Genomic DNA, 25159 nt, shown 5'->3' with positions numbered 1-25159 from the left:
AAGAATAGGAAGAGATATGAGTAGGATAAAAATTGTTACAGATTCCAGTACAACGATTAAACCATCGCTCGTTGAGGAATTGGGAATTACCGTCATTCCTTTATCAGTTATGGTTGATGGTGTCGTCTATTCTGATAGTGACCTTGAGGAGGGACAATTTTTGCAACTGATGCGGGAAAGTAAAAACCTTCCCAAGACGAGTCAGCCACCAGTAGGCTTGTTTGCAGAGACCTTTGCTCAGTTAGCTGCAGATGGTAGCCAAATTATTGCTATTCTGTTGTCGCATGCCTTGTCAGGGACAGTCGAAGCAGCTCGTCAAGGAGCTACTCTGTCAGGAGTGGATGTCACAGTGATTGACTCTTCCTTTACTGATCAAGCCACAAAATTTCAAGTGGTTACCGCAGCTCGTCTTGCCAAAGCTCATGCAAGTAAAGAGGAGATTCTTGCAGCTGTGGCAGAAGTCCAGCAAAAGACAGAACTCTATATCGGGATTTCAACCTTGGAAAATCTAGTGAAGGGTGGTCGAATTGGTCGGGTGACAGGTTTACTGAGTTCGCTCCTCAATATTCGTGTGATTATGGAGATGAAAGATCACCAACTACATCCGATGACTAAGGGACGGGGAGCAAAGACTTTTAAAAAATGGTTGAGTGAATTTGTCGTCACCTTGGAGGATAAAAAGGTGGCAGAAATTGGTATTTCCTATGCAGGAACGCCTGATTTTGCTCAAGAAATGAAGGCCGTCTTACAGCCTTTTGTAGCAGAAGAGATTTCTATGCTAGAAACAGGTTCTATTATTCAAACTCATACAGGAGAAAATGCTTGGGCCATCTTAGTGCGTTATGAATAGTCGAACATTTTTACGTCATTCATTATTCTTTTTTCTCAGCTTGCTGGGATTTCTCTTTTTCTTTCAACTTTTGATTCCTGTAGCTGAGCCTCGCCTTGAGCAAGGTAAGAATGTGACAGAGAAAGGACAAGAACTTTACTATGTAGCTCTAGGTGATTCCTTAACCCAAGGAGTGGGAGATAAGACTGCTCAGGGTGGTTTTGTCCCCCTTCTTGCCCAAGGACTTGGAAATCAATATGGCTACCAAGTGACTTATGATAATTACGGGGTATCTGGTAATACCAGCCAGCAAATTTTAAAAAGAATGGATGATACAACGATTTCAACCAGTCTAGCCAAGGCAGATGTGATGACCCTCACAGTCGGTGGCAATGATTTACGGAGGGCTATTTTAGCGAATATTACGCAGCTCGATCTCTCTGTTTTTGACGGTCCGGCTAGGGAATATAGTCAGCGTTTGCTACAAATCATCGAAAAGGCAAGGGCTGAGAATCCTCATTTACCCATTTATGTGATTGGGATTTACAATCCCTTTTATCTGAATTTTCCCGAACTGACGGAGATGCAGACGGTTGTAGATAATTGGAACCAAGTAACAGCCTCTACAGTGGAAGGGGTCTCTGATACTTACTTTGTTCCTATCAATGATTTGCTATATAAGGGATTGGACGGTGAAAAAGGAATCAGTCAGTCTACCAGTACACCAGGGAAGGTGGTCAATAATGTCTTGGCAGAAGAAGATAGCTTTCACCCTAATAATACAGGTTATGAAATCATAAATAAAGCAGTCATGGAGGCCATTCGTGAAACCAAAGAACAATGGAAAAATCAATAGATGGAAATGGGCATTTTTAGGTTTGCTGGCTGCCTTGCTAGCCTTTGTCTTGGTTGTAGTTGAGCGAGTTTCCTCTCCTCGTGAGGAGGCAACTGTTCTGACTGTTTCTGCTAATTCAGCCAAGGATGAAAAGCTAGGAACCTTTACGACAAGCACAGAACAGTTAAATGCGATGTTAGCGATTTATTTAAGAGACTACCAAACGAACAATTTTTCGTATAAGGTGACCGTAACAAACCAATTTCTCGTATTTGAAGGAACCTATACACTATGGGGAGTGGATATTCCGTTAGCTGTTTATTTTCAACCCAATAAATTAAATGATGGCAGTATCTTATTGACGGTTTCTGAGATTTCTGCGGGGACTTTATCCCTTCCCAAGGAAGAGATATTATCCTATATCAAGAAACAGTCGCAATTACCAGCATTTGTGGAAATTACCCCTTCCAAGGCGACGGTGACGCTTCAACTGACAGAGATTGAGAATGCTCAAAAAATCTATGTCAAGGCGAATACGATTGACTTATATAATCACCAGTTTATTTTTGATATTTATAGAAAAAACTCATAAATCGTGTTAAAAACTTGACCAAATAGATAAAATTCGGTACTATATTAAGGTGAGTAATAACTCAGAAAATTAATTGGAGGATTTAGCAAAATGGCTAATAAACAAGACTTGATTGCAAAAGTTGCAGAAGCAACTTCATTGACAAAGAAGGATTCAGCAGCAGCAGTTGACGCTGTATTTGCAGCGGTAGCTGACTACCTTGCAGCTGGTGAAAAAGTACAACTGATCGGTTTTGGTAACTTTGAAGTGCGCGAACGTGCAGCACGTAAAGGTCGCAACCCACAAACTGGTAAGGAAATCACTATTGCAGCATCTAAAGTTCCTGCATTCAAAGCTGGTAAAGCTCTTAAAGACGCTGTAAAATAATTCGTCAGTAAAAGAAAAAGCCCACTGTATCAAGTTGTTTATACTCAATAAAAATCAACAGTAGACGCATTGATTTTTAAAGAGTGTTAGCTTGTGTAACGGGCTTTTTTTGTATCTGGAAGCCATAATAAAACGAATCCACTGGATTCGTTTTGCCTGCGCTTACTTATCTGCCTCTTCTTTGATAGTTGCTTTTTGTAATAGTAGGTTGTAGTTATCCTCGTCTTCTTGATTGTCACGAACAACTTTTGAAACGGTGAAGGAGGAAGAAATCAAGCCTACAGACCCCATTAAGTAGTAACCTTTTACCATGAGTGGCTCTTTTAGGGTGTATAAACCGATTAAAATCAGAGCTACAAAGAAGGCAAATGAAGCCCAGGCCATGAGAGTAAAGGCAGGTGTATTCCGATAGATTTTCTTTTTTACTTTATTCATAGGAGTTCTCCTTTTATTTTTTACCATTATAGCACGATTATTCATAAAAAACAAGGGTATTCCAGTATCAGATTGTGACAGCCGATTCGTTGAGTATGAGTTTGAAGGAGTCTGAAAGAACACAAAAACACTAGCTTAGGGGCTAGTGTTTTAAGGAGATTATGAAAAATATTTAGGATTGACTCTAGTATATCGTTTTTAGAGTGAATAAGCATCAGTCTGGAGACTGATTTTGAGAGAAGGGTGTGCTATAATAGGACAAGAAATAAGGAGGAGATAGGATGATTCGACGAGCAAAATCAGGAGATATAGCAGCATTAAGTGAGCTACTACAAGAAATTTTGATAGTTCATCATGAGATACGACCGGATTTGTTTAAAGCTAAGGGGCAAAAATTTTCTGCTTATGAATTAGAAGAAATACTGAATGATCCCCAAAAGTTTATTCTTGTTTATGAATTGGAGGGACAGGTAGTCGGTCATCTATTCTGTGAATTCATAGAAGAAGATCATGCTGTTTTACAGAAAGTAAAGACATTATTTATTGATGATTTGTGCGTCAAGCAGACTGTCAGAGGACAGGCGATCGGGCAGAAGTTATATGATTACGCTCTCAACCTTGCGAGAGAAGAAGGGTGTCATAATGTAGCCTTAGATGTTTGGAGTGATAATGAGGGGGCAGTGGCCTTTTATCAACGGCTAGGTATGCAAGCGCAAAAAGTGCGCATGGAATGTATCATATAGTTTTTCAGTCGAGGTTTCAGGCTGAACTCGGTTTCAGCTTATATCTTAAAGTTTACTGAGAGTTTGCCAAGGCAAACTTCTATTTCCCGCCTTCAAAGGGATACCATACCTTTGAAGTTAACAAGCAAGCTATAGAATATATGTTCTATAGCTTGCTTGCTTCTTTGCGAATCTCTGCCAAAATAGATTGAGCAGTTTCCAAATTGGTATGAGGTGCTTGTCGTAAGCGGCGTGCGACTAAATCGACTTCCTCCTCGAAAGCTCCTGCTAGTATGGCGAGGGATTTTGCATGCAGTTTCATATGCCCCTGTTGGATACCGGTGGTCACAAGGGCACGGAGTGCAGCAAAGTTCTGGCAAAGCCCGACAGCTGCAATAATTGGAGCAAGTGTCCGTGCGTCTGGTTGTCCTAATATATCAAAAGTTGCTTGAACTTTTGGATTGAGTCCGATGGAGCCTCCAACCGTTGCAATAGGTAGAGGAATCGTTAATTGTCCGACTAGATGATGGTCTGTGATTTCCCAGGTAGATAGACCGCGATACTGCCCATCCCTGCTAGCATAGGCATGGGCTCCAGCTTCAATGGCTCGCCAATCATTTCCAGTGGCAACTACAACAGCATCAATTCCGTTGAAAATTCCCTTGTTATGGGTAGTGGCACGATAAGGGTCTACTTGGGCGAGCTGGCTGGCTCTAGCCATATTTTGAGCAGTTTCAAGGGCAATTTGAGCTTCCGCATGGAGTTGGTTGATTGGAATGCGGCACTTAGCTGTCACGAGAGACTCTGTAGCGTAGTTGGATAAAATAGCTATGAGAGCCTTGCCTTGAGTCAAGTCAGCCAAGTCGTCTTTAATGGCCTCTAGCATATTATTGAGAATATTGGCCCCCATTGCTTCTTGGACATCAACATGGAGATAAGCGATGAGGAAATCTGCTTTTTGCTCGACTGTCAGCTGGCGAGCCCCACCACCTCTTTTGACAATGGATGGGTGGGCCTGATTAGCCTGCTCAAGTAGTCTATCCTGTTGAGCGAGAATGGCTGCCTGGGCCTCTACCATGTTGGGAATGTCGTAGAGGGCCACTTGCCCAATCATGAGGCGGCTTGACATCTGGCTGGTAAATCCACCTGCCCTCGCGATGATTTTAGCCCCTAGAGAACAGGCAGCAACAACAGATGGTTCCTCGGTCACCATGGGAATACTGTACTCCACATGATCAACGATTAGTTGAGGGACTAGAGAAAAAGGCAAGGAAAAGGTTCCCAAGTGGTTTTCAGCCATCTTTCCTGCAATACTTTCGGGGAGATTGTGATCGGCCAAGAGAATGTTCTTGCTCTGTGTGGAAAGCTGTCGGCTGTCAGCAGTCATGGCAATCCGCTCTTCCCTTGTTTTTTTATAAAATCCTGAAAAAAAAGACATGTCAACTCCTTATAAAAAGCACCCCTTGGCCCTGCCAAGAGGATGCCGTTTCCTCTAATACTCTTTAAAAATCAAAAGGATACTTCGTCAAGAGTCTCGGTGAATTGAACTCGGGCTAAAAGCTCGGAAAAAAGATAGATTTCCTCGTGTTCAACAAACACGTCGTCAATCTCCTATTTTTCAGTCGCTTTTTACACGCCCTTTGTATCTTGTAATTGAACTCGGACTACGAGCTGTGCAAAAAAGATAGGCAGCTGTTTCGGCTTTAGCCGATTACAGCTGAGAATCCCTTTGGGATAGTTTTTCCTAGCTCAGGTTTCTGGGGTCACTTTCTTGTTTCTAGGTGACCGTTGAAACAGTTCCCCGAACTGTTTCAATCCCATTTTCGCTTTGCTCGCTTCAACAGTCTAGGAATAGACTGTTGAAGGTTGGAAATAGAACGAGTGAAACTCGTGTCAAACGTCCTCGTATCTTGATGAGTGAAAAGCTCCAGTGGAGGTTTTCAGCCTGTTCCTTTGAAATAGTTCCAACTTGAAATAGTTATCAACTATTTCAACTACCTTCGGCTTCGATTATAAGGAAATTAGCGGTGCTAATCTCATTTCCAACCTTTCACAATTCTTAATTGTGAAAGCTAGTCTACTTTTGATTTTTATTGAGTCTATTTTTACGGTAAATGCGTTTATGTTGCTCAACTGCTTGAAGGGCAAAGGGACAGTCATCAGCTAGCAAGTTGATGGTATTTCCATCCTCATCTAGCTTTATTTCCTCAAAGAAGACACGTTCATATTCCGAAACGCTGAGACGTTTGCGTGCCTTTAGTAGCTCTAAGCGATTGGTTACTAACTGGTTGCGGTAGCCCTCAACGAGTGTTCCACTGAAGATTTCACAGACAGCTCCGCTACCATAACTATAAAAAAGGACAGCATCGCCCGCTTTTAGGGCTTGGCTATTTTCTAAAAGTGATAGTAAGGACAGAAAGATTGAACCGGTATAAATGTTTCCGACTACTTGGTTGTAAACAATGGCTTCATGGAAGCGTTCGGTTAGGCGATTCAAGGTTTGTTCATCGTTCTGACAGATTGCCTGTAGTCCCTTTAGACCTTGCTTTGCAAAGGGAATGTGCAAGCACAAGGCGGTAAAGTCAGTCAGTTTTTTACCACTTTGTTTGATATAGTAGTCGAAGGTGGTCGTCAAGCAATCCGTGTATTGCTCTGTTGAGAATTTGCCATCGACTCGAGGATATTTATCGTCATTCGGACGCCAGAAATCCATGATGTCACGGGTCTGGCAAACATTGTCATTGTTGAGAACCATAATGCTGGGATCGGCTGTGACCAACATGGCAATAGCCCCTGCTCCCTGAGTTGGCTCTCCGCCTGAAGCAATGCCGTATTTAGCAATATCACTTGCAATGACGAGAACCTTAGAGTGAGGGAACTGAGCAATATGACTTTTGGCTAGGCTTAGACCAGCAGTTGCCCCGTAGCAAGCCTCCTTGATTTCAATGGAACGGGCAAAAGGTTGAATGTCTAACAGTTGATGGATAAAAACAGCAGCAGCCTTGCTTTGATCAATGCTCGATTCGGTTCCTACGATGACCATGTCAATGGTAGCCTTATCTTCTTCTGATAAGATAGCTGCAGCAGCCTGGGCTCCCAAGGTGACAATATCCTGAGTAACAGGAGCTACCGCCATTTCACGTTGAAGTAATCCGATTTTAAATTTATTAGGATCGATTTGTCGCGCAAGCGCTAAATCAGCTAGGTCTAGGACATAGCTAGGGGCTGCAAAACCGATTTTATCAATACCAATATTCATAGTTTATCCTTTTTGTACAGTTGAGATAATCAGGGAAATACCTTGTCCCCCTCCGATACAAAGGGAGCAAAGCCCCAGATGGTCACCACGTTTTTGCATTTCGTGGATAAGGCTGACAAGAATACGACTGCCGCTGGCTCCGATTGGGTGGCCGAGGGCAATAGCTCCTCCGTTGACATTTACCTTTTTAGGGTCAATTCCTAATTCTTGAATGACAGGAATGGATTGCGCAGCAAAGGCTTCGTTGAGTTCAAATAAGTCGATGTCAGCGATTGTTTTATTTGCTTTAGCGAGTGCTTTTTGACTAGCTGAAATGGGACCAAGTCCCATGTAGTTGGGGTCTAATCCGCTTGTTGCATAACTTTCTATGTAGGCGAGAGGGCTCACACCAAGTTCTTGAGCCTTGTCACTAGACATCAAGACCAGCATGGCACATCCGTCATTGATACCAGAAGCATTGGCAGCTGTCACGGTTCCGTCTTTTAGGAAAGACGGTCGTAGACTTGCTAATGTTTCAAGCGGGCTGAGACGTGGGTATTCATCTACTTTAAAGATGGTTTCCCCCTTGCGTGTTTGCAGGTGAATTGGGATGATTTCCTCTGTGAATCGGCCTGTTTTAATAGCGGTCGCTGCCTTTTCTTGGCTATGCAAAGCAAACTGGTCCTGTGCTTTGCGGCTGATGCCGTATTTTTTAGCGATATTTTCAGCGGTAATCCCCATGTGTTCCTGGCTAAAGGCATCCAGTAGACCATCTGTTAAGAGGGTATCTTCTAGCTGTAGGTGTCCAAGTTTTCCTCCGAAGCGACTATGTTTAGAAATATAAGGTGCTTGACTCATGATTTCAATGCCGCCTGCGACTACGATGTCATTATCCCCAAGCAGGATGGATTGAGTGGCTAGAAGAACTGACTTGAGCCCAGATCCACAGACCTTATTAACAGTATAGGCAGAAACTTTCTCAGGCAGACCAGTTTTTATTGCGATTTGGCGGGCGATATTCTGTCCTTGGCCACTCCCCAAGACATTGCCAATAATGACTTCGTCAATGTATTCAGGGGGGATATTTGCATTTGTTAAGGTGGCTTGTAAGACTTGTGCCCCTAAATCCGCAATGTGAATATCCTTTAAGCTACCCCCAAAACTACCGATGGCAGAGCGGTAAGCAGCTACGATTGCAACTTTTTTCATGCGAACTCCTCTAAATCCATAGCCTTTCTAATTGTCATGTAGGCAGCACAATCTAGCGCCTAGAGCTGAGAGGAAGGACTATATGATTGTGAATGTGTCGTATTCAGCCCTACTATTATACCATTTTTTAAGCCAAATAATAGCGATAAATTTCGGTCTTAGGGCTGATTTTTCAAGGATGAAAATGTAAGCGCAAACAGATTTTAGGTAGGGCTAGCTTTTTTCATATTTTTTGTGTAGAATAGAAGGGTAGAAGAGGGCTACCTCGAAAATAAAAGGAGAAACAAACAAATGGTAAAATTAGTGTTTGCTCGCCACGGTGAGTCTGAATGGAACAAAGCGAACCTTTTCACAGGTTGGGCAGATGTTGACTTGTCTGAAAAAGGGACACAGCAAGCTATCGATGCTGGTAAATTGATCAAAGAAGCTGGTATTGAATTTGACCAAGCCTATACTTCAGTCTTAAAACGTGCGATAAAAACAACCAACCTTGCTCTTGAAGCAGCAGACCAACTGTGGGTTCCGGTTGAAAAGTCTTGGCGTTTGAACGAGCGTCACTATGGTGGCTTGACTGGAAAAAACAAGGCAGAGGCAGCAGAACAGTTTGGTGATGAGCAAGTACATATCTGGCGCCGTTCCTATGATGTATTGCCACCAGCCATGGCAAAAGATGATGAGTACTCAGCACATACTGACCGTCGCTACGCTTTGCTGGATGATGCCGTTGTTCCAGATGCTGAAAACTTGAAGGTGACTCTTGAGCGTGCACTTCCATTCTGGGAAGATAAGATTGCTCCAGCTCTTAAATCGGGTCAAAATGTATTTGTAGGGGCGCATGGAAACTCAATCCGTGCTCTTGTGAAGCATATCAAGGGCTTGTCAGACGATGAAATCATGGATGTGGAAATTCCAAACTTCCCACCACTTGTATTTGAATTTGATGAAAAATTGAATGTAGTAGCGGAATACTATCTTGGAAAATAATGGTGCTTGTAACACCTTTTAGAAATCTTGTTGAATCAAGATTTCTTTTTCTTTCCCACTCTTATGGAAATGGGTAGGAACTCCTATTCTGATGATATCTCTCTAGATTGGCTCAGGTCTCCCTTTCCCAAGATATGATAGCGTGATTGGTGGTAGATGATGTCTGTAGCCGGTTCTCTATACCGTATCCTATGAGTGGGATTTGCTGAATGTTTCGTTTCTTTTTTGAATTTTACATTTTCCATAGAAGAAAAAATATATTCATGATATAATATAGATGATACCTTAGAAAAGGAGATGGCAATGGCAAGTAAGAAATTACTACACGCTTGTCTGCGTGTTGAAAATTTGGAAGCATCCCAAGCGTTCTATGAAAAGGCTTTTGGCTTTAGAGAAGTATCTCGTAAGGATTATCCCGAGCACAAGTTTAGCTTGGTGTATTTGGCGCTTCCAGGAGATGAATTTGAGATTGAATTGACGTATAATGATGGCCACGGACCCTATGTGGTGGGGGATGGTTTCTCACATTTGGCACTGTCCTCTGATGATTTAGAAGGAGATCATGCTAAACATAAGGCACAGGGGTATCCAACGACGGATTTGTTAGGCTTACCGGGAAGTCCCAGCCATTATTATTTTGTCACAGATCCAGACGGTTATCGGATAGAAGTTATTCGCGCAGATTAGAGAGTGGGGCAAGAATCGGATAAGCTAGAAGAGACTTGCCTTTTTTCATTGAGAGATGAATGTGAGATAAAGTAGGAAGTGTGAGATAGGAATGAAAAAAGGAATGATTCTTATTGCCGTCAATCTAGTCTTAGTGGGGCTTGGTATTTTTTTAGGAACCAAGGTGTTTGCTTCCCTTCAAGACCAAAGAGTCACTCAGTTTATCGCTGAGAGACAGGGACAATTATTCGATAAGCAAGCACAGATTATTCAAAGAGGAAATATCGGATCTACCCATGTTGAGGCAGGAATTCCTAAGGATGAAAATGGGGGAGAAAACCTAGTTTTTAAAGAAGCAATAGAGACCTACATTGGGGAGAAGATCGGGACTGAAAAGCCAAATGGTAGGACCAAGGAGCTCTTTTTTGTATCGCTTAAAGATGTCCCCATCAATTTTACAGATGTAAAAGCTATCCAAATCCAATCAGACAGTTATCAAGTGAAGGGGCTGTCAATCGTAACAGCTGAAAAAGATACCGGCCCTACCTTGCTAGTCACAAAGGAAGGGAAGCGCTTTACACTGGATACCTTTGTGGCTGATAGTGGGGCTTTGAAAACAGCTTTTGAGACCCAGTTGAAGGCAGACTTGGTTGCTAAGCAAGTAGCAGCATCAGAGATTGAAAAAATAATGGCTCAGTTTGAAGCTAGCAACCTAGCAGACTATCCCTTTGTCTACGAACAGAGCCAGTTGAGACTTGAAGTGTCTGAAAAAGACTTTGGTCTGAAACAGATTGTACTTCCGATAGCTTCTATTTTTGGGATTGTAAAAGGGGACTATCTAGCGACTAGCGATCAGGAGGCTTATAGGGTCTATCAGGCTGAAGAGGAAGCAAAAAAGAATCAGAAACGAATTGCCCTAACCTTTGATGATGGGCCAAGAGCGACTACTACACCGCAGGTTCTTGATATTCTCAAAAAATATAATGTCAAGGCGACTTTCTTTATTTTAGGACAAAATGTTCCAGAGAATCAAGAGCTCCTCAAACGGATTGTCGCTGAAGGCCATGAAGTGGCTAGTCATACATGGAATCACGCTAATCTTGTCACCCTGTCGCCTGAACAAGTGAAGCAAGAGATGGATAAAACGCAAGAAGTTATCAAAAATGTGACGGGGCAAGCTCCAACCATGATGCGGCCACCTTATGGAGCGGTGAATCCATCCGTCATGTCTACCATGCAACTACCAGTCATCTACTGGTCCGTTGACTCAAAAGATTGGCAAAGTCGTAATCCTGTAGCGATTTTGAATGAGATTAAGGCCTGTACCTATCCAGGTAGTATCATCTTGATGCACGACATTCATCAACCGACGGTAGATTCTCTAACAGCTGTCTTAGATTATCTCTTGGGACAAGGCTATCAGCCTGTCACGGTGAGTGAATTGCTCGGAAAACATTTGAATCCCCAAATGATTTACTATGACCAGCAATCAGCACGTCCTGCCCAATAAACACGAGGGGTGAGTCTAACAAACTCAAAAAAAAAGCAAACAGTAAGGCTGGGTCTGGGAAGGTGAGTAGCGTCATTTGCTGGATGCTTTCAGGATCTAAATCAACGATAGAAAGTGGTCACTTTGCAAAGTCTACTTGGAAAGTGCAGAATATTTCATCTCTTAGAAATCTTGTTCCAACAGTATTTCTAAGAGATCTTATTTTTTTATTGAGATGCAAAAAAAGACGGAAGAAATGTGCCATCTTGGCATATTTCTTCCATCTTTTCGCTTTGAGTTTTTCACGGGCTTTGTATCTTGGAATTGAGTTCAGCCTAAAACCTCGGAAAAAAGATAGGCTTTCTTGTGTTCATCGAACACTGCGGCAGCCTCCTATTTTTCAGTCGGTTTTTTGACGGCTTCACATCTTAATGTAACTGAGTTCGGACTAAAAATGTGAGAAAAAAGATAGGCAGCTGTTTTGGCTTTAGCCAATTACAGATGAGAATCCCTTTAAGATATAAGCTGAAAACCTCCATCGGAGGTTTTCACTCGGAAAATTTCTTATTTCCCAGCTCGGGCTTCTATGGTCACTTTCTTCTTTCTAGGTGACCGTTGAAACAGTTCACCGAACTGTTTCAATCCTATTTTCGCTTTGAGTTTTTTACGGGCTTTGTATCTTGTATAATTGAACACGCCCTAAACTCTGTGCGAAAAAGATAAATACTCCTAGAAACTCCGGTTTCTTCGTCGTATTTCCTATTTTCGCTTTGAGTTTTTTACGGGCTTTGTATCTTATTTTTATAGAGTTAATCGACATATAACTTTTGATTTTTGAGGATTATCTGACGGACGCAAGCGTATTTTTTAAGTGATTTCAGTTCCTCTGGATGGCTTATAAGGGTAATGACAATACCGTCTTTCCCCATACGACCAGTCCGCCCTGCTCGGTGGGTATAGGTTTCCTTATCTCGTGGAACTTCGTAATTGACGACACATTCAAGGGCCTCAATATCAATGCCACGCGCAACCAAGTCGGTTGCAAGCAGTACCCGGAGAGCATGATTCTTAAATCTTTCCAAGATGGTCTTGCGGGATTTGATAGTAACATCGCTTGCCAGTGAGACAGCTTTGATACCACGATATTGCAATTTTTCTTCCGCACTACCCAAATCTGAGAGTGAGTTGAAAAAGATGAGACCACGAAAATCTTCGACATGGGCGAGTTTGCGTAGCAGGTCAACCTTATCTCGCTGCTCCACTTGTAAATAGAAATGCTGAATATTGGTCAAATCTACCTTGTCAAGAACAATAGTACGGGTATCTGGAGCCAGTTTGTCAGGGTCAACCTGATTAGTCGCACTCATGTAAATCAGCTGGTGATGGCGGGGTGCGTAGTGGCAAATCTTATTGACAAAAGGATACTGAGAATCGCTGAGTAGTTGATCAAACTCATCTAGGACAATGGTATTGACATTCATCATCTTGATTTTCTTTAGTTTGATGAGTTCAAAAATCCGACCAGGAGTGCCAATTAGAATTTCCGGTCCTTTTTTCAGCCGTTCGATTTGGCGTTTTTGGCTAGTCCCAGATAGGAATAATTGCGCTTGAAGTCCAATCAATTCAGCCCATGTTTTGCAAACATCGAATAACTGTCCTGCAAGTTCCGTGTTCGGGGCTAAAATGAGCAGTTGCTGGGCTTTTTTGGGCTGGATATTCAGTAGGCTAGGTAGCAGGTAAGCCAATGTTTTTCCAGTTCCTGTCGGGCTGATACCCAGAATGGTTTCTCCTGCACGAATTGGCTCAAACACCTGTTCTTGAATAGGGGTAAGGCGGGTAAAACCGGCCTGTTCTAGTTGCTGTTGCCAACTAATAGGAAGTGTTGTTTTCATGTCACTCTCCTTCAAAATGGATATGAGCAGTCTGGCGCATACGATAAAGCGTCTGATGGGTGGTCTGGGCAGCAAGCAACCAGCTTTCATATACATCGGCTTGTGGACTCGCCACCATATCTGCAAAATGCACAGCTTCCTCTACCATGGTGTGAGGTGCTTGCTGAATCGGTAGGACTTGGGGTTCACCTTGTAGCGGGTAGAAGATAGCAGAGCTAATATGCTCAATCGTATCGAGGACCAGTGTTCCTTGATCAGTGTAAATCTCTGCTGGAAGCTGGCTATTCCTATTTTTACCTGTCTGAATCGTCACTTGAAAATCCTTATACATTAACTGACCAGATCCGTTTATATCAATAGTATTGGGCAACTGCTGGGCTAGGTAATGGGCATCAGTTGGAGTGCCAAAGAGGCGGATACTGGCATAGACTGGGTAAATCCCCAGATCCATGAGGGCGCCGCCAGCAAACTGACTAGAAAAGACATTTGGAGTCTTTCCTGCTAAGAGTTCGGGCATTTTTGAGGAGTACTTAGCATAGCTAAAATGCGCACCCCAGACTGTTTTGTCTGATAAGAAGTCAGAAATGACAGTAAAGGCCTCTTCATGATAATTGCGAGCTGCCTCAAAGACAAAGACTCCCTTTTCCCTCGCGGTCTCTACCAAGTCAGCCCATTCCTCTGGACGTGTGACAGCTGGTTTTTCAATGATGACGTGCTTGCCAGCCAGTAGCGCCTGCTTGGCTTGTCCATAGTGGAGGGAGTTGGGGCTTGCGATATACAAGATATGGATGCTACTAGCGAGCAATTCGTCCATATCGGTATAGAGATGGATTTCTGTTTTATAGTCTTTAGCGAATGTTCTGGCAGCTTCCATGGTTCGCGAATAAACGGCTGTAAGTTGGTATTTCTTTGTTCCATGAGCGGCAGCGACAAAATGGTGTGCAATAGTCCCTGTTCCGATAATGCCTAATGTTAACATGTTCTATCCTTTGTTTATGTGATAAAGACCATTATACCATGAATGGAGCGAGAATGTTGGGAGTAGCAATCGTTTGAGGACAGAGCTACACAGGAGGGGCTATTTTGTGGTACAATAAGGTGAACATAAATGAGGAGAAACCCATGACACAAAAACCGATTATTATTGGCGTAACTGGTGGATCAGGAGGGGGAAAAACCAGTGTCTCACGCGCTATTTTGAACCATTTCCCCAATGCTCGGATTTCGATGATTGAACATGATTCTTACTATAAAAATCAGTCGCATTTGACCTTTGAAGAGCGGATTTTGACCAACTATGATCACCCCTTAGCATTTGATACGGAATTGATGATTTACCATCTCGGTGAATTACTAGCGGGTCGAGGAGTTGATATTCCGATTTATGACTACACTCAGCATACTCGTTCTGAAAAGACCTATCATCAAGAACCCCAAGATGTATTCATTGTAGAGGGGATTCTTGTTCTAGAGGACAAGCGCCTGCGTGATTTAATGGATATTAAGATTTTTGTAGATACAGATGATGATGTGCGAATTATCCGTCGGATTAAGCGGGATATAGAGGAGCGGGGTCGTAGTTTAGATAGCGTGATTGAGCAGTATCTCGGTGTAGTGAAACCCATGTATCATCAGTTTATTGAGCCGACCAAGCGCTATGCCGACATCGTTATTCCAGAAGGAGTTTCAAATGTTGTGGCGATTGACTTAATCAATACGAAGGTCGATAGTGTCTTACGCAGTCGTAGCTAATACTCTTTAAAAATCAAAAGGATACGTTGTCAAGAGTCTCGGTGAGTGAAAAGCTCCAGTGGAGGTTTTCAGCCTGTTCCCTTGAAATAGGGTGGAACAGAGTTCTACCTTCGCCTGCGTTTCCTAGTCTACTTTTGATTTTTATTGAGTATAATACTCGTCACATTTCCTATTTTGCTGTAGCCATTGTGAACAATGTTCACTCATGGATACGGAAGAAACTAGACTTTTTCAGCCTGAGAGAAGCGAGAAAACCGCTTCTTTCTTTGTTTGGAAGCGCGACGCAAGGGAGCTATTAGGAGAAAATCTCTCCCTAAATTATCAGATAATTAAAACAATACAGAAAATTGTTGCAATAATGTAAAAAAAGTGGTATGATACTATCATTCATCTACAAGGAGAAAGTCAAATGAAGCTCGTTTCGTCTATGGATCTATTGTTGCGACGAGGGGACTAGTGCATGCAAGCATTAGTCCTGTTTGGCTTACCAAGCGGGCAAACATCTCGCTTGGTCAAGTGGGATGTTTTTATTTATGGAGAAAGAGGAGTAGCTTATGCGTAAAGTTGAATTTCTTGATACCAGTCTTCGAGATGGGGAGCAAACACCGGGAGTCAATTTTTCCATTAAGGAAAAGATTGCCATTGCTAAGCAATTAGAAAAATGGGGTATTTCAGCCATTGAGGCAGGTTTTCCTGCGGCTAGCCCAGATTCCTTTACTGCGGTCAAGGAAATTGCAAAAGTTATGAAAAGGACTGCTGTGACAGGTCTGGCCCGTCTGGTGAAGTCAGATATTGATGCCTGTTATGAAGCCTTAAAAGAAGCGAAGTATCCGCAGATTCACGTCTTTATCGCAACCAGTCCCATTCACCGGGAGTTTAAATTGAAAAAGACTAAGGAAGAGGTTCTTGCCAGTATCAAAGAATACGTCCGTTATGCACGTTCAAAATTCGATGTAGTAGAGTTTTCGCCTGAAGACGGTACAAGGACAGAGCCAGACTTTCTTTTAGAAGTGGTGCAAACCGCAGTGGATGCAGGTGCGAGCTATATCAATATTCCTGACACGGTTGGTTTCACTACGCCTGAGGAATACGGCCGTCTCTTTCGCTATCTGATTGAACATGTGAAATCGGAAGGTCAGATTATCTTTAGTCCGCATTGTCATAATGATCTTGGTATGGCGGTGGCTAATAGTCTTTCGGCCATTAAAAACGGAGCAGGGCGTGTGGAAGGGACCATCAACGGAATTGGTGAGCGCGCAGGAAATGCAGCCTTAGAAGAGGTGGCTGTAGCGCTTAATATCCGTGCGGATTACTATCAGGTGGAGACGGACATTGTTCTGACGGAAACCATCCATACCTCTGAGATGGTCTCGCGCTTTTCTGGAATTGCGATTCCTAAGAATAAGGCTGTGGTCGGAGGAAACGCCTTTTCGCACGAGTCAGGAATCCACCAAGACGGAGTGCTAAAAAATCCGCTCACCTATGAGATCATCACTCCAGAATTGGTCGGCGTTAAGAGCAATAGTTTGCCACTTGGAAAACTCTCTGGTCGCCATGCCTTTGTGGAGAAATTAAAAGAATTGGCACTGGAAGTTGATGAGGCAGAGATCAATACTTTGTTCCATAAGTTCAAATCCTTGGCAGACAAGAAACAAGAAATCACAGATGCAGACATTCGGGCCTTAATTGCAGGCGTGACCGTGGAAAATCCAGAAGGCTTCCACTTTGATGATTTGACACTTGAAGTGGACGGAAATCACTTGCTAGCGATGGTTCGCTTGATCAATGTTCAGGGAGAGCAGGTAGAATGTCGGGCAACTGGTAAGGGAAGCGTTGAGGCCATTTTCAATGCTATCGATGAATTTTTCCACCAAGACGTCAAACTTCTATCTTACAATATTGAGGCAGTGACAGACGGAATTGATTCGCAAGCGCGTGTGGTCGTCACGGTGGAAAATCAAGCAACTGAGACTATTTTCAATGCCTCTGGCCTAGACTTTGATGTCTTGAAGGCTAGCGCAATAGCCTATATCCATGCCAATATCTTTGTTCAAAAAGAAAACGAAGGAAGTATTGGACACACCGTATCCTATCGTGATATGCTAGATTAGCCCAGGAGGGAGATATGAAAAAAAGAATCGTAGCCCTTGCAGGAGATGGCATTGGCCCTGAGATTATGGCGGCAGGTCTACAGGTACTGGAAGCCGTCAAAGCAAGCCTCTCCTTTGAATATGATTTAGTGGAAAAAGCCTTTGGGGGCGCAGGGATTGATGCGACGGGGCATCCCCTTCCCCAAGCTACCTTGGAGGCTTGTAGACAAGCAGATGCAGTATTGCTTGCTGCGATTGGGGGTCCTCGCTATGATAATGCTAGCGTTCGTCCAGAGCAAGGTCTGTTGGCACTACGCAAGGAATTGGGGCTTTATGCCAATATACGACCGGTCACCATTTCTCCTGCCTTAAAACACTTGTCTCCGCTAAAGGAAGAGCGGATTGCGGATGTGGATTTTGTAGTGGTACGCGAGCTAACAGGGGGAATCTATTTCGGAGAACATGAGCTAAAAACTGACCTGGCGCGGGATGTCAATGAGTATCAGGCGGATGAAATTGAGCGGATTCTGCGCCGGGCCTTTGAACTAGCGCAAAGGCGTAAGAAAAAAGTGACCAGCATTGACAAGCAAAATGTCCTTGCGACTTCAAAGCTGTGGCGCAAGGTGGCAGATAGAGTTGCAAAAGACTATCCTGACGTGACCTTAGAACATCAGTTGGTGGATAGTGCAGCTATGATGATGATTACCCACCCTAGCAAGTTTGACGTCTTGGTGACCGAAAATCTTTTTGGTGATATTTTGTCAGATGAGGCTAGCGTCTTATCGGGAACGTTGGGAGTGATGCCCTCGGCGAGTCATGGGACAGGGGCTAGCTTATATGAACCCATTCATGGATCAGCTCCTGATATTGCAGGTCAGGGCATCGCCAATCCTATCAGTATGATTCTATCTGTTGCTATGATGTTGCGGGATACGTTTGGAGAGGTTGCAGTTGCTCGACGAATAGAAGATGCCGTTGAAGCAAGTCTTGCCAACAAGATTTTGACAAAAGATTTAGGAGGGAGTGCTTCTACACAAGAAGTGGTAGAGGCAATTATTCAACAATTATGACAATCAAGCAAATGGTGAGTATGGCCTTGTTGGTCTGGAATTTAATTGTCTTTATAACCTATGGGTTGGATAAGGGAAAGGCTAGAAAGCAGGCCTATCGTATTCCGGAAAAGACCTTGCTTGCAATGAGTCTTTTCGGTGGTGGGCTGGGTGCCTGGGCTGGTGGCAGCCGTTTTCGTCATAAGACGAAAAAGTGGTACTTCCAAGTAGCTTGGTTACTAGGCCTAATCGTAGATGGAGTCATTATCTATTGGATTTGGAGGTAGTATGGCTGGGCAATCGATTTTAGATAAGGTTTGGGAACGCCATGTCATTACAGGTAAGTTGGGACAGCCCCAGCTCATGTATGTAGATCAGCATTATATCCATGAAGTGACGAGTCCTCAGGCCTTCCAAGGCTTGCGTGAGGCCAATAGGCGTCTGCGTAGGCCGGATTTGACGTATGGCACCTTTGACCACAATGTACCAACGGTCAATATCTATGATATTCGGGATGCTATTTCAAAAGCGCAGATGGATAAACTAGCAGAAAATGTAGCCGAGTTTGGTATTGATTGTGCTGACCACGGTTCGGAGCTACAGGGCATTGTCCATATGATTGGACCTGAAACGGGTCGGACACAACCGGGGAAATTCATTGTTTGCGGAGATAGCCATACGGCAACGCATGGGGCTTTTGGTGCCTTGGCTTTTGGTATTGGTACCAGTGAGGTTGAACATGTCTTTGCGACCCAGACTATCTGGCAGGTAAAGCCCAAGAAACTCTTGATTGAGTTTTTGGGCCAGGCACCAAAAGGGGTGTATGCTAAGGATTATATTCTAGCCTTAATTGCAAAATATGGGGTTGGTCTGGGTGTTGGGTATGCGGTGGAGTACCGAGGAGAGGCAGTGGAGCAGCTCAGTATGGAAGAGCGCATGACCATTTGCAATATGTCTATTGAATTTGGTTCCAAAATTGGCATGATGAACCCAGATCAAAAAACCTATGATTATGTAAGGCAGACGGCGCATGCCCCTCGCGATATAGAAGCTGCGATTGCGGATTGGAGAACCTTGGTTTCTGATGAGGATGCCACCTATGACAAAATCATTCGTATGGATGTCTCCACCTTAGCACCCATGGTGACCTGGGGTACGAATCCCTCTATGGGGGTAGCCGTTGATGAACGGTTTCCAGACATCAAAGACCTCAATGATGAGAGAGCCTATCAGTATATGGGGCTTCATCCAGGACAGAAGATGGAAGAGATTGAACTTGGCTATATTTTTATTGGCTCTTGTACCAATGCCCGCCTAAGTGATTTAGAGCTTGCTGCCAAGTTTATTAAGGGTAAGAAGATAGCCCCGCATGTAACTGCCATCGTCGTACCAGGAAGTCGGCCCGTTAAGCGGGCAGCTGAGAAGATGGGCTTAGACAAGATTTTCATAGATGCAGGTTTTGAATGGCGGGAGCCAGGGTGTTCCATGTGTTTGGGCATGAATCCAGACAAGGTACCAGATGGCATCCACTGTGCTTCAACCAGCAATCGAAATTTTGAGGATCGGCAAGGTTTTGGGGCTAAGACACATCTGTGTAGTCCTGCCATGGCTGCTGCCGCTGCCATCGCTGGTCACTTCGTTGATGTAAGAAAACTTGCGGAGGTAACCTAAGAATGGAAAAATTCACCATTTATAGGGGAACGACTGTCCCGCTGATGAATGATAATATTGATACGGATCAGATTCTCCCCAAACAATTTCTCAAGTTGATCGATAAGAAAGGGTTTGGCAAGTACCTCATGTATGCTTGGCGTTACTTGGACCATGCTTATACGGAAAACCCTGACTTTGTGTTTAACAAGGATGAGTATCAAGGAGCCACTATTTTAGTGACAGGTGATAATTTTGGAGCAGGTTCGTCTCGGGAACATGCCGCTTGGGCCTTGGCAGATTATGGTTTTAAGGTCGTAATTGCAGGATCTTTTGGAGACATCCACTACAATAACGAACTAAACAATGGTATCTTGCCGATCGTCCAGCCTAGGGAGATTCGCGAGAAATTGGCAGGACTTTCACCAGATGAGACCATTATCATTGACCTAGAAAAGCAGATGATTGACTCACCTGTAGGTAGCTTTCACTTTGACATTGATAGTGAGTGGAAATATAAACTATTAAATGGCTTAGATGATATAGGAATCACCCTTCAATACGAGGAATTGATTGCTGCCTATGAAGCTAATCGCCCTGCCTATTGGAGAGCAGATGAGCAGAAATAAAAGATGGGAGGGTAAGTTTTTCACCAGAAAGGAAGGCTCTAGCCCTCTTTTTTCTCGCTTTTGTGATACAATATGAACTATGTTAGAACAAGAAAAAAAATCCCATTATGACTTACTCCTAGCGCAGCTTGCAGGGCTTCTGGAAGGCGAGCGTAATGCGCTTTCCAATCTAGCAAATAGTGCGGCTCTCCTGAATCAGGCCCTGCCAAACTCAGTTTTTGCAGGTTTTTATCTGTTTGATGGAACGGAGCTATTATTAGGTCCCTTCCAAGGAGGTGTCTCTTGCACCCATATTGCCCTTGGAAAGGGTGTTTGCGGGCAATCAGCTGAAGAAGGAAGAACGATGATTGTCAGTGATGTGCGGACGCATGACAACTATATTTCCTGCGATGCAAAGGCCTTGTCTGAGATTGTTGTCCCCATGCTGAAAAATGGTCAGTTGCTCGGTGTCCTCGATTTGGATTCTTGTTTAGTGGCGGATTACGATGCTATTGACAAGGAATACTTGGAACGATTCGTTGCCCTCTTAGTTGAGGGAACAGATTGGAATTTTGCCATGTTTGGAGAGAAAAACTAATGTATCAAGCCCTTTATCGGAAATACCGTAGTCAAACGTTTGGCGAAATGGTCGGACAAGAAGTGGTGGCCACTACTCTCAAACAGGCCATTGAACAAGAAAAAATCAGCCATGCCTACCTCTTTTCTGGTCCTCGAGGAACGGGGAAAACATCAGCTGCTAAAATCTTTGCCAAGGCCATGAACTGCCCCAATCAAGTAGGAGGGGAACCCTGTAATGAATGCTATATCTGTAAGGCCATTACTGAAGGTAGCTTGGAAGATGTCATCGAGATTGATGCAGCTTCAAATAACGGTGTGGATGAAATCCGAGATATTCGGGACAAGTCAACCTATGCACCGAGTCTTGCCCGCTATAAGGTCTACATTATCGATGAGGTCCATATGCTGTCAACGGGAGCTTTTAATGCCCTCTTGAAAACCTTGGAAGAACCGACAGAAAATGTAGTTTTCATCCTTGCGACTACTGAGCTACACAAGATTCCTGCAACGATTTTGTCACGGGTGCAGCGGTTTGAGTTTAAGGCGATTAAGGTGACAGACATTACAAGGCACCTAGCCCATATTCTCAATGACGAACAGATTGGCTTTGATGAACAGGCCCTTGCCATGATTGCTCGCCGCGCTGAAGGTGGAATGCGCGATGCCCTTTCTATCTTGGATCAGGCTCTCAGTCTCAGTGCAGACCAAGATTTGACCCTCGAAATAGCAGAAGAAATTACAGGGTCGATTGGTCTCAAAGCCTTAGATTCTTATATGGAAAGTATCCGCCTGCAGGATGCACAGACAGCTCTACTACATTTGCAGACTATTTTTGATAATGGAAAGAGCATGGTTCGTTTTACAACGGACATCCTTTACTATTTGCGGGATTTGCTGATTGTTCAGACAGGGGGAGAACTTCCTTATATGAGTCCTATGTTTTCAGAGAATCTTCAGATGGGGCAGGAGCAGATTTTTACCATGATTGAGACAGTCACGCGGGCTTTGGTAGATATTAAGGCCAGTCCCCAGCCTAAGATCTATGCGGAAATGATGACCATTCGCTTGGCAAATGTAGCGGAGCAAGTAGCTAATGGCAGAGCCACTACTGTAGCAGATGCGGTGCAAGAAGAGCTCCAAGCCCTCAAGGCCCAAGTAGAAGCTCTAAGGCAACAGTTAGCGACCCTTGACAAGCAGCCAGTAGAGGTCAAATCGGTTTCGCGCAAACCGCAGACCAATAAAAAGTATCGCCCAGATACCAATAAGGTCTATGCTATTTTACAGGAGGCTATGGAAAATCCAAATCTAGCCAGGGAGAATTTGACCCGTCTACAAAACGCCTGGGGAGAAATTATCGAAAGTCTATCAGGTGCGGATAAGGCTCTATTGGTCGGCTCTCAGCCCGTTGCAGCAAACGAACACCATGCTATCTTATCCTTTGCTTCCGCCTTTAATGCAGAGCAAACCATGAAGCGGGAGAATTTAGATGCTATGTTTGGGAATATCCTAAGCAAGGTAGCCGGTTTTTCTCCCCATATTCTAGCGATTGCGCATGAGGATTGGTTAGCGATTCGTGCTGATTTTTCAATCAGAGCCAAGGGACAAAAAGAAGCTGCACCAGCAGTCGAAGAAGCCCCCTTAGTTCCAGAAGCCTTCCAATTTTTAGCAGATACCATCACGATTGTGGAGGATTAGACTCTAGAACTAGAAGAACATAAAAAATCAGCTGAAAGGCTGATTTTTTGATATACTAGGACTATGCGAGTAACACAATTTATCTTTCTTATGTTGACAACAGTCCTTGCGACCTACTGGATGAACGAGGCGATTTTAGCAGGTGAGTATCTTTGGGCGGCCATTTACGGATTTTTTGTCATACGGAATCTCCGTATGAGCTATCGGGTGAGTAAGGTTATTCAGGTGTTGGAGAGTTTGACCAAGAAGCAAGACTAATCTCACCGCTAGAGAGCGTTTTTAAGGAACCGTCCTCTAATCGAACTTGGAGGGCCCCAGTATCGGTAATGGCTGTAGCGAGTCCACAGTAGTGCTGGTTTTGTTGTGAAAAGGTCACTTGTTTTCCTAAGACAAGTGATTTTTCTTTATATAGGGTCAGCAGCTCTTCTTCGCTAGTGGTAAAAAAGTGGTGCCAGATTGCTGTAATCAACTGGTTACGTGTAATAGAGGGAGAGACGGTAAAGAGACTGGTTGCAGTTTTGGACAGTTCTACGGGTAAGTCAGTCAGGCAAAAATTCAGTCCAACTCCTATTACCACGTCGGTTACAATCTGGGCTTCAATAGAAGAGATGGCTTCCGTTAAAATACCAGCAATCTTCTTTCCGTTTCGATAAATGTCATTGACCCATTTGATGTCGACTTGGATACCTGTTAGCTGATCGATGGCCTTAACAATAGCTGCTGCAACGAGCAGGGTATAGGGTTTCAATTCTTGAAAACTAATCTCAGGACGCAGGTGCAAGGTCATGTAAATCCCCCCTGTTTCAGCCGTAAAAAAAGATCGGCCAAACCGCCCCTGAGCTTTCGTTTGAGAGGGGGCTAGATAAAGGGCTGGGCTGCTACCTTGCTGCTTGATTCCCTGTTTGGCATCCAGTTGAGTTGAGACGCTATTGTTATTCAAATGAACAGGGATGTTGAGGCTTTGTTCAATTTCTTTGGGAAGCAGGAGGTCGCCTTGTTCTAAGCGATAGCCCCTATTGGGCCCTGCCTTGATAACTAGCCCCTGCCTTTCTAAATGTTTGATGCCTTTCCAGACTGAGGTTCTTGAAATCCCCAATAACTGGGCCAACTCTTCTCCGCTGATATAGTCTTGTGTTGTTCCGAGGAGCTTATAAATTTTTTCATAGGTTTTCATGCTTTCATTATACCAAAAAAAGTGTTTCGATGTGGTATAATAGGAGACGATAAAGGTCAAATAAAGGAGGAGCCATGAATACCATTGATTACCTTGTCACATTAACCGGCATCCCATCGCCGACAGGCTATACAAGAACCATCATGGACTATATCCAGTCTGAGGTTACAGACTTAGGCTACCAGGTCGTGCAGACCGCCAAAGGCGGTATCCTGGTGAGTACCAGAGGAGCAGATGAGAGTAGGCATCGAGTCGTGACAGCGCATTTAGATACTCTAGGGGCCATGGTGCGGGCGATTAAGCCTGATGGACGGTTGAAGATGGATCTCATCGGAGGCTTTGGCTACCCTTCTATCGAGGGGGAGAACTGTCTGATTCATGTGGCTAAAAGTGGTAAGACTTATACAGGAACGATTTTGATGCACCAGACCTCTGTCCATGTCTATGCCGATGCCAAAACAGCAGAGCGTAATCAGACCAATATGGAAATTCGTCTCGATGAGAAAGTGACTTCTGCTGAGGAGACTCGCGCTCTAGGCATCGATGTGGGGGATTTTATCTCTTTTGACCCGCGGACAGTTATCACTGAAAGTGGCTTCATCAAGAGTCGACACTTGGATGATAAGGTGTCAGCGGCCATTTTGATTCATTTGCTCAAGCGCTACAAAGAAGAAGAAATCCTCCTACCGTATACGACACATTTTTATTTTTCAAATAACGAAGAGATTGGATACGGGGCGAACTCCAGTCTGCCTGATCAGGTAGTAGAGTATCTAGCTGTTGATATGGGGGCTATGGGAGATGACCAGCAGACCGATGAATATACAGTCTCTATCTGTGTCAAAGATGCTTCGGGTCCTTATCATTATGAATTGCGTCAGCATTTGGTAGCTTTGGCGCAGGAGAACGACATTCCCTACAAGCTGGATATTTATCCCTATTATGGGTCGGATGCTTCGGCTGCCATGCATGCAGGAGCAGATGTCAAGCATGCTCTCCTCGGAGCAGGAATTGAATCGAGCCATTCCTACGAACGCACCCATATTGACTCGGTTGTAGCTGCAGAGAAAATGGTTGATGTTTATCTGAAATCAGCGATGGTAGAATGATTTTTTAAATAGAGCTGTTATAGTGCTTTCGTTTTAACATTGGATGTAGAAATCAATCGCTGCCTACAAAATAAGTAGCGAACGAAGTGAGCTTCAGGTTGTAGACAAAGTATCTCTGAGAAAATTTGTCAATGTCAATATCGAAGGATAGTATCAGTGCTCTTATCTCTTCGTGAAAAGGCGAGCGAAGCGAGCT

25 protein-coding genes are annotated in these 25159 nt (G+C 43.8%); 18 read left to right on the top strand and 7 right to left on the bottom strand.

The genetic code is table 11. The features are described from left to right. Positions 1-16: 16 nt before the first annotated feature. From BVE84_RS01650 to BVE84_RS01635, 4 genes are all read left to right on the top strand, one after another. Positions 17-850, top strand: a complete 834-nt coding sequence (locus tag BVE84_RS01650) for a DegV family protein (RefSeq protein WP_076995346.1) — start codon at positions 17-19, stop codon at positions 848-850. Further along, positions 843-1685, top strand: a complete 843-nt coding sequence (locus BVE84_RS01645; RefSeq protein WP_076995345.1) for an SGNH/GDSL hydrolase family protein — start codon at positions 843-845, stop codon at positions 1683-1685. The genes BVE84_RS01650 and BVE84_RS01645 overlap by 8 nt, the downstream gene beginning before the upstream one ends. Then, on the top strand, positions 1654-2256 hold the full coding sequence (locus BVE84_RS01640) for a YpmS family protein (RefSeq protein ID WP_076995344.1): 603 nt from the start codon (positions 1654-1656) through the stop codon (positions 2254-2256). Before BVE84_RS01645 ends, BVE84_RS01640 begins: the two co-directional genes overlap by 32 nt. 90 nt (positions 2257-2346) lie before the next feature. Further along, positions 2347-2622 (top strand): HU family DNA-binding protein, encoded by a 276-nt coding sequence (locus BVE84_RS01635; protein ID WP_067086181.1) that lies wholly within the window; start codon positions 2347-2349, stop codon positions 2620-2622. 162 nt (positions 2623-2784) lie between these two features. Here the strand turns inward: BVE84_RS01635 and BVE84_RS01630 are convergent, their stop codons facing one another. Beyond that, a complete protein-coding gene (locus BVE84_RS01630; RefSeq protein WP_135017409.1) occupies positions 2785-3057 on the bottom strand; it encodes a YiaA/YiaB family inner membrane protein in 273 nt (90 codons plus the stop codon). A gap of 281 nt (positions 3058-3338) precedes the next feature. Between BVE84_RS01630 and BVE84_RS01625 the strand changes: the two genes are divergently transcribed. Next, on the top strand, positions 3339-3800 hold the full coding sequence (locus tag BVE84_RS01625) for a GNAT family N-acetyltransferase (RefSeq protein WP_076995342.1): 462 nt from the start codon (positions 3339-3341) through the stop codon (positions 3798-3800). A 145-nt stretch (positions 3801-3945) separates the two neighbouring features. Here the strand turns inward: BVE84_RS01625 and BVE84_RS01620 are convergent, their stop codons facing one another. The 3 genes from BVE84_RS01620 to BVE84_RS01610 form a co-directional block, all read right to left on the bottom strand. Further along, a complete protein-coding gene (locus tag BVE84_RS01620; protein ID WP_076995341.1) occupies positions 3946-5217 on the bottom strand; it encodes a hydroxymethylglutaryl-CoA reductase, degradative in 1272 nt (423 codons plus the stop codon). Between the two features lie 639 nt (positions 5218-5856). Then, entirely contained in the window at positions 5857-7038 is a 1182-nt protein-coding gene (locus BVE84_RS01615; protein ID WP_076995340.1) for a hydroxymethylglutaryl-CoA synthase, read from the bottom strand. A 3-nt stretch (positions 7039-7041) separates the two neighbouring features. Beyond that, positions 7042-8226: an acetyl-CoA C-acetyltransferase gene (locus BVE84_RS01610; RefSeq protein ID WP_076995339.1), complete on the bottom strand. Its 1185-nt coding sequence runs from the start codon at positions 8224-8226 to the stop codon at positions 7042-7044. A 291-nt stretch (positions 8227-8517) separates the two neighbouring features. Here BVE84_RS01610 and BVE84_RS01605 point away from each other — a divergent pair, with 291 nt between their 5' ends. The 3 genes from BVE84_RS01605 to BVE84_RS01595 all read left to right on the top strand — a co-directional run bounded on the left by BVE84_RS01605 (position 8518) and on the right by BVE84_RS01595 (position 11386). Continuing rightward, positions 8518-9210: a phosphoglycerate mutase gene (locus BVE84_RS01605; RefSeq protein ID WP_076995338.1), complete on the top strand. Its 693-nt coding sequence runs from the start codon at positions 8518-8520 to the stop codon at positions 9208-9210. A gap of 303 nt (positions 9211-9513) precedes the next feature. After that, positions 9514-9897, top strand: a complete 384-nt coding sequence (gene gloA, locus BVE84_RS01600) for a lactoylglutathione lyase (protein ID WP_076995337.1) — start codon at positions 9514-9516, stop codon at positions 9895-9897. A 91-nt stretch (positions 9898-9988) separates the two neighbouring features. Beyond that, positions 9989-11386: a polysaccharide deacetylase family protein gene (locus BVE84_RS01595; protein ID WP_076995336.1), complete on the top strand. Its 1398-nt coding sequence runs from the start codon at positions 9989-9991 to the stop codon at positions 11384-11386. 788 nt (positions 11387-12174) lie between these two features. Here BVE84_RS01595 and BVE84_RS01590 read toward each other — a convergent pair. Then, positions 12175-13257, bottom strand: coding sequence for a DEAD/DEAH box helicase (locus BVE84_RS01590; protein ID WP_076995335.1), 1083 nt, complete (start codon positions 13255-13257; stop codon positions 12175-12177). 1 nt (position 13258) lies between these two features. Beyond that, the gene (locus BVE84_RS01585; RefSeq protein ID WP_076995334.1) at positions 13259-14236 is read right to left on the bottom strand and encodes a Gfo/Idh/MocA family protein; all 978 of its coding nucleotides are present in this window, start codon (positions 14234-14236) and stop codon (positions 13259-13261) included. A 143-nt stretch (positions 14237-14379) separates the two neighbouring features. Here BVE84_RS01585 and udk point away from each other — a divergent pair, with 143 nt between their 5' ends. The 9 genes from udk to BVE84_RS01540 all read left to right on the top strand — a co-directional run bounded on the left by udk (position 14380) and on the right by BVE84_RS01540 (position 22938). Beyond that, positions 14380-15009, top strand: coding sequence for a uridine kinase (udk, locus tag BVE84_RS01580; protein WP_076995333.1), 630 nt, complete (start codon positions 14380-14382; stop codon positions 15007-15009). A 554-nt stretch (positions 15010-15563) separates the two neighbouring features. Beyond that, positions 15564-17120, top strand: a complete 1557-nt coding sequence (locus BVE84_RS01575; protein WP_076995332.1) for a 2-isopropylmalate synthase — start codon at positions 15564-15566, stop codon at positions 17118-17120. A gap of 14 nt (positions 17121-17134) precedes the next feature. Further along, positions 17135-18169 carry a 3-isopropylmalate dehydrogenase gene (gene leuB / locus BVE84_RS01570; RefSeq protein WP_076995331.1) on the top strand — a complete coding sequence of 345 codons (1035 nt, stop codon included), beginning with the start codon at positions 17135-17137 and terminating at the stop codon, positions 18167-18169. After that, positions 18166-18435 (top strand): DUF1294 domain-containing protein, encoded by a 270-nt coding sequence (locus tag BVE84_RS01565; RefSeq protein ID WP_076995330.1) that lies wholly within the window; start codon positions 18166-18168, stop codon positions 18433-18435. Before leuB ends, BVE84_RS01565 begins: the two co-directional genes overlap by 4 nt. Before the next feature lies 1 nt (position 18436). After that, complete coding sequence (gene leuC / locus BVE84_RS01560) at positions 18437-19819, top strand: 3-isopropylmalate dehydratase large subunit (protein WP_076995329.1); 1383 nt, start codon at positions 18437-18439, stop codon at positions 19817-19819. 2 nt (positions 19820-19821) lie between these two features. Next, the gene (leuD, locus tag BVE84_RS01555; protein WP_076995328.1) at positions 19822-20427 is read left to right on the top strand and encodes a 3-isopropylmalate dehydratase small subunit; all 606 of its coding nucleotides are present in this window, start codon (positions 19822-19824) and stop codon (positions 20425-20427) included. 79 nt (positions 20428-20506) lie between these two features. After that, positions 20507-21004 (top strand): GAF domain-containing protein, encoded by a 498-nt coding sequence (locus BVE84_RS01550; protein ID WP_076995327.1) that lies wholly within the window; start codon positions 20507-20509, stop codon positions 21002-21004. Further along, entirely contained in the window at positions 21004-22680 is a 1677-nt protein-coding gene (gene dnaX, locus BVE84_RS01545) for a DNA polymerase III subunit gamma/tau (RefSeq protein ID WP_076995326.1), read from the top strand. The genes BVE84_RS01550 and dnaX overlap by 1 nt, the downstream gene beginning before the upstream one ends. Positions 22681-22743: 63 nt before the next feature. Beyond that, positions 22744-22938, top strand: coding sequence for a DUF3272 family protein (locus tag BVE84_RS01540; RefSeq protein ID WP_076995325.1), 195 nt, complete (start codon positions 22744-22746; stop codon positions 22936-22938). On the opposite strand, the gene birA is transcribed toward BVE84_RS01540, so the two are convergent. After that, positions 22898-23854 (bottom strand): bifunctional biotin--[acetyl-CoA-carboxylase] ligase/biotin operon repressor BirA, encoded by a 957-nt coding sequence (birA, locus tag BVE84_RS01535; RefSeq protein WP_076995324.1) that lies wholly within the window; start codon positions 23852-23854, stop codon positions 22898-22900. The genes BVE84_RS01540 and birA overlap by 41 nt on opposite strands. 74 nt (positions 23855-23928) lie before the next feature. On the opposite strand from birA, the gene BVE84_RS01530 reads away from it, so the two are divergent. Next, complete coding sequence (locus BVE84_RS01530) at positions 23929-24963, top strand: M42 family metallopeptidase (RefSeq protein ID WP_076995323.1); 1035 nt, start codon at positions 23929-23931, stop codon at positions 24961-24963. Positions 24964-25159 lie beyond the last annotated feature (196 nt).

This window comes from Streptococcus azizii, assembly GCF_001984715.1.
Lineage (GTDB): Bacteria > Bacillota > Bacilli > Lactobacillales > Streptococcaceae > Streptococcus > Streptococcus azizii.
The sequence above is the reverse complement of the archived record's forward strand: the minus strand, read 5'-3'. Positions and strand labels throughout refer to the sequence as shown.

What these genes read in the sequence shown, in the direction of transcription:
- BVE84_RS01650 (WP_076995346.1), top strand. Translation starts at nt 17, where the DNA reads ATGAGTAGGATAAAAATTGTTACAGATTCCAGTACAACGATTAAACCA.
- BVE84_RS01645 (WP_076995345.1), top strand. Translation starts at nt 843, where the DNA reads ATGAATAGTCGAACATTTTTACGTCATTCATTATTCTTTTTTCTCAGC.
- BVE84_RS01635 (WP_067086181.1), top strand. Translation starts at nt 2,347, where the DNA reads ATGGCTAATAAACAAGACTTGATTGCAAAAGTTGCAGAAGCAACTTCA.
- BVE84_RS01630 (WP_135017409.1), bottom strand. Translation starts at nt 3,057, where the DNA reads ATGAATAAAGTAAAAAAGAAAATCTATCGGAATACACCTGCCTTTACT.
- BVE84_RS01625 (WP_076995342.1), top strand. Translation starts at nt 3,339, where the DNA reads ATGATTCGACGAGCAAAATCAGGAGATATAGCAGCATTAAGTGAGCTA.
- BVE84_RS01620 (WP_076995341.1), bottom strand. Translation starts at nt 5,217, where the DNA reads ATGTCTTTTTTTTCAGGATTTTATAAAAAAACAAGGGAAGAGCGGATT.
- BVE84_RS01615 (WP_076995340.1), bottom strand. Translation starts at nt 7,038, where the DNA reads ATGAATATTGGTATTGATAAAATCGGTTTTGCAGCCCCTAGCTATGTC.
- BVE84_RS01610 (WP_076995339.1), bottom strand. Translation starts at nt 8,226, where the DNA reads ATGAAAAAAGTTGCAATCGTAGCTGCTTACCGCTCTGCCATCGGTAGT.
- BVE84_RS01605 (WP_076995338.1), top strand. Translation starts at nt 8,518, where the DNA reads ATGGTAAAATTAGTGTTTGCTCGCCACGGTGAGTCTGAATGGAACAAA.
- gloA (WP_076995337.1), top strand. Translation starts at nt 9,514, where the DNA reads ATGGCAAGTAAGAAATTACTACACGCTTGTCTGCGTGTTGAAAATTTG.
- BVE84_RS01595 (WP_076995336.1), top strand. Translation starts at nt 9,989, where the DNA reads ATGAAAAAAGGAATGATTCTTATTGCCGTCAATCTAGTCTTAGTGGGG.
- BVE84_RS01590 (WP_076995335.1), bottom strand. Translation starts at nt 13,257, where the DNA reads ATGAAAACAACACTTCCTATTAGTTGGCAACAGCAACTAGAACAGGCC.
- BVE84_RS01585 (WP_076995334.1), bottom strand. Translation starts at nt 14,236, where the DNA reads ATGTTAACATTAGGCATTATCGGAACAGGGACTATTGCACACCATTTT.
- udk (WP_076995333.1), top strand. Translation starts at nt 14,380, where the DNA reads ATGACACAAAAACCGATTATTATTGGCGTAACTGGTGGATCAGGAGGG.
- BVE84_RS01575 (WP_076995332.1), top strand. Translation starts at nt 15,564, where the DNA reads ATGCGTAAAGTTGAATTTCTTGATACCAGTCTTCGAGATGGGGAGCAA.
- leuB (WP_076995331.1), top strand. Translation starts at nt 17,135, where the DNA reads ATGAAAAAAAGAATCGTAGCCCTTGCAGGAGATGGCATTGGCCCTGAG.
- BVE84_RS01565 (WP_076995330.1), top strand. Translation starts at nt 18,166, where the DNA reads ATGACAATCAAGCAAATGGTGAGTATGGCCTTGTTGGTCTGGAATTTA.
- leuC (WP_076995329.1), top strand. Translation starts at nt 18,437, where the DNA reads ATGGCTGGGCAATCGATTTTAGATAAGGTTTGGGAACGCCATGTCATT.
- leuD (WP_076995328.1), top strand. Translation starts at nt 19,822, where the DNA reads ATGGAAAAATTCACCATTTATAGGGGAACGACTGTCCCGCTGATGAAT.
- BVE84_RS01550 (WP_076995327.1), top strand. Translation starts at nt 20,507, where the DNA reads ATGTTAGAACAAGAAAAAAAATCCCATTATGACTTACTCCTAGCGCAG.
- dnaX (WP_076995326.1), top strand. Translation starts at nt 21,004, where the DNA reads ATGTATCAAGCCCTTTATCGGAAATACCGTAGTCAAACGTTTGGCGAA.
- BVE84_RS01540 (WP_076995325.1), top strand. Translation starts at nt 22,744, where the DNA reads ATGCGAGTAACACAATTTATCTTTCTTATGTTGACAACAGTCCTTGCG.
- birA (WP_076995324.1), bottom strand. Translation starts at nt 23,854, where the DNA reads ATGAAAACCTATGAAAAAATTTATAAGCTCCTCGGAACAACACAAGAC.
- BVE84_RS01530 (WP_076995323.1), top strand. Translation starts at nt 23,929, where the DNA reads ATGAATACCATTGATTACCTTGTCACATTAACCGGCATCCCATCGCCG.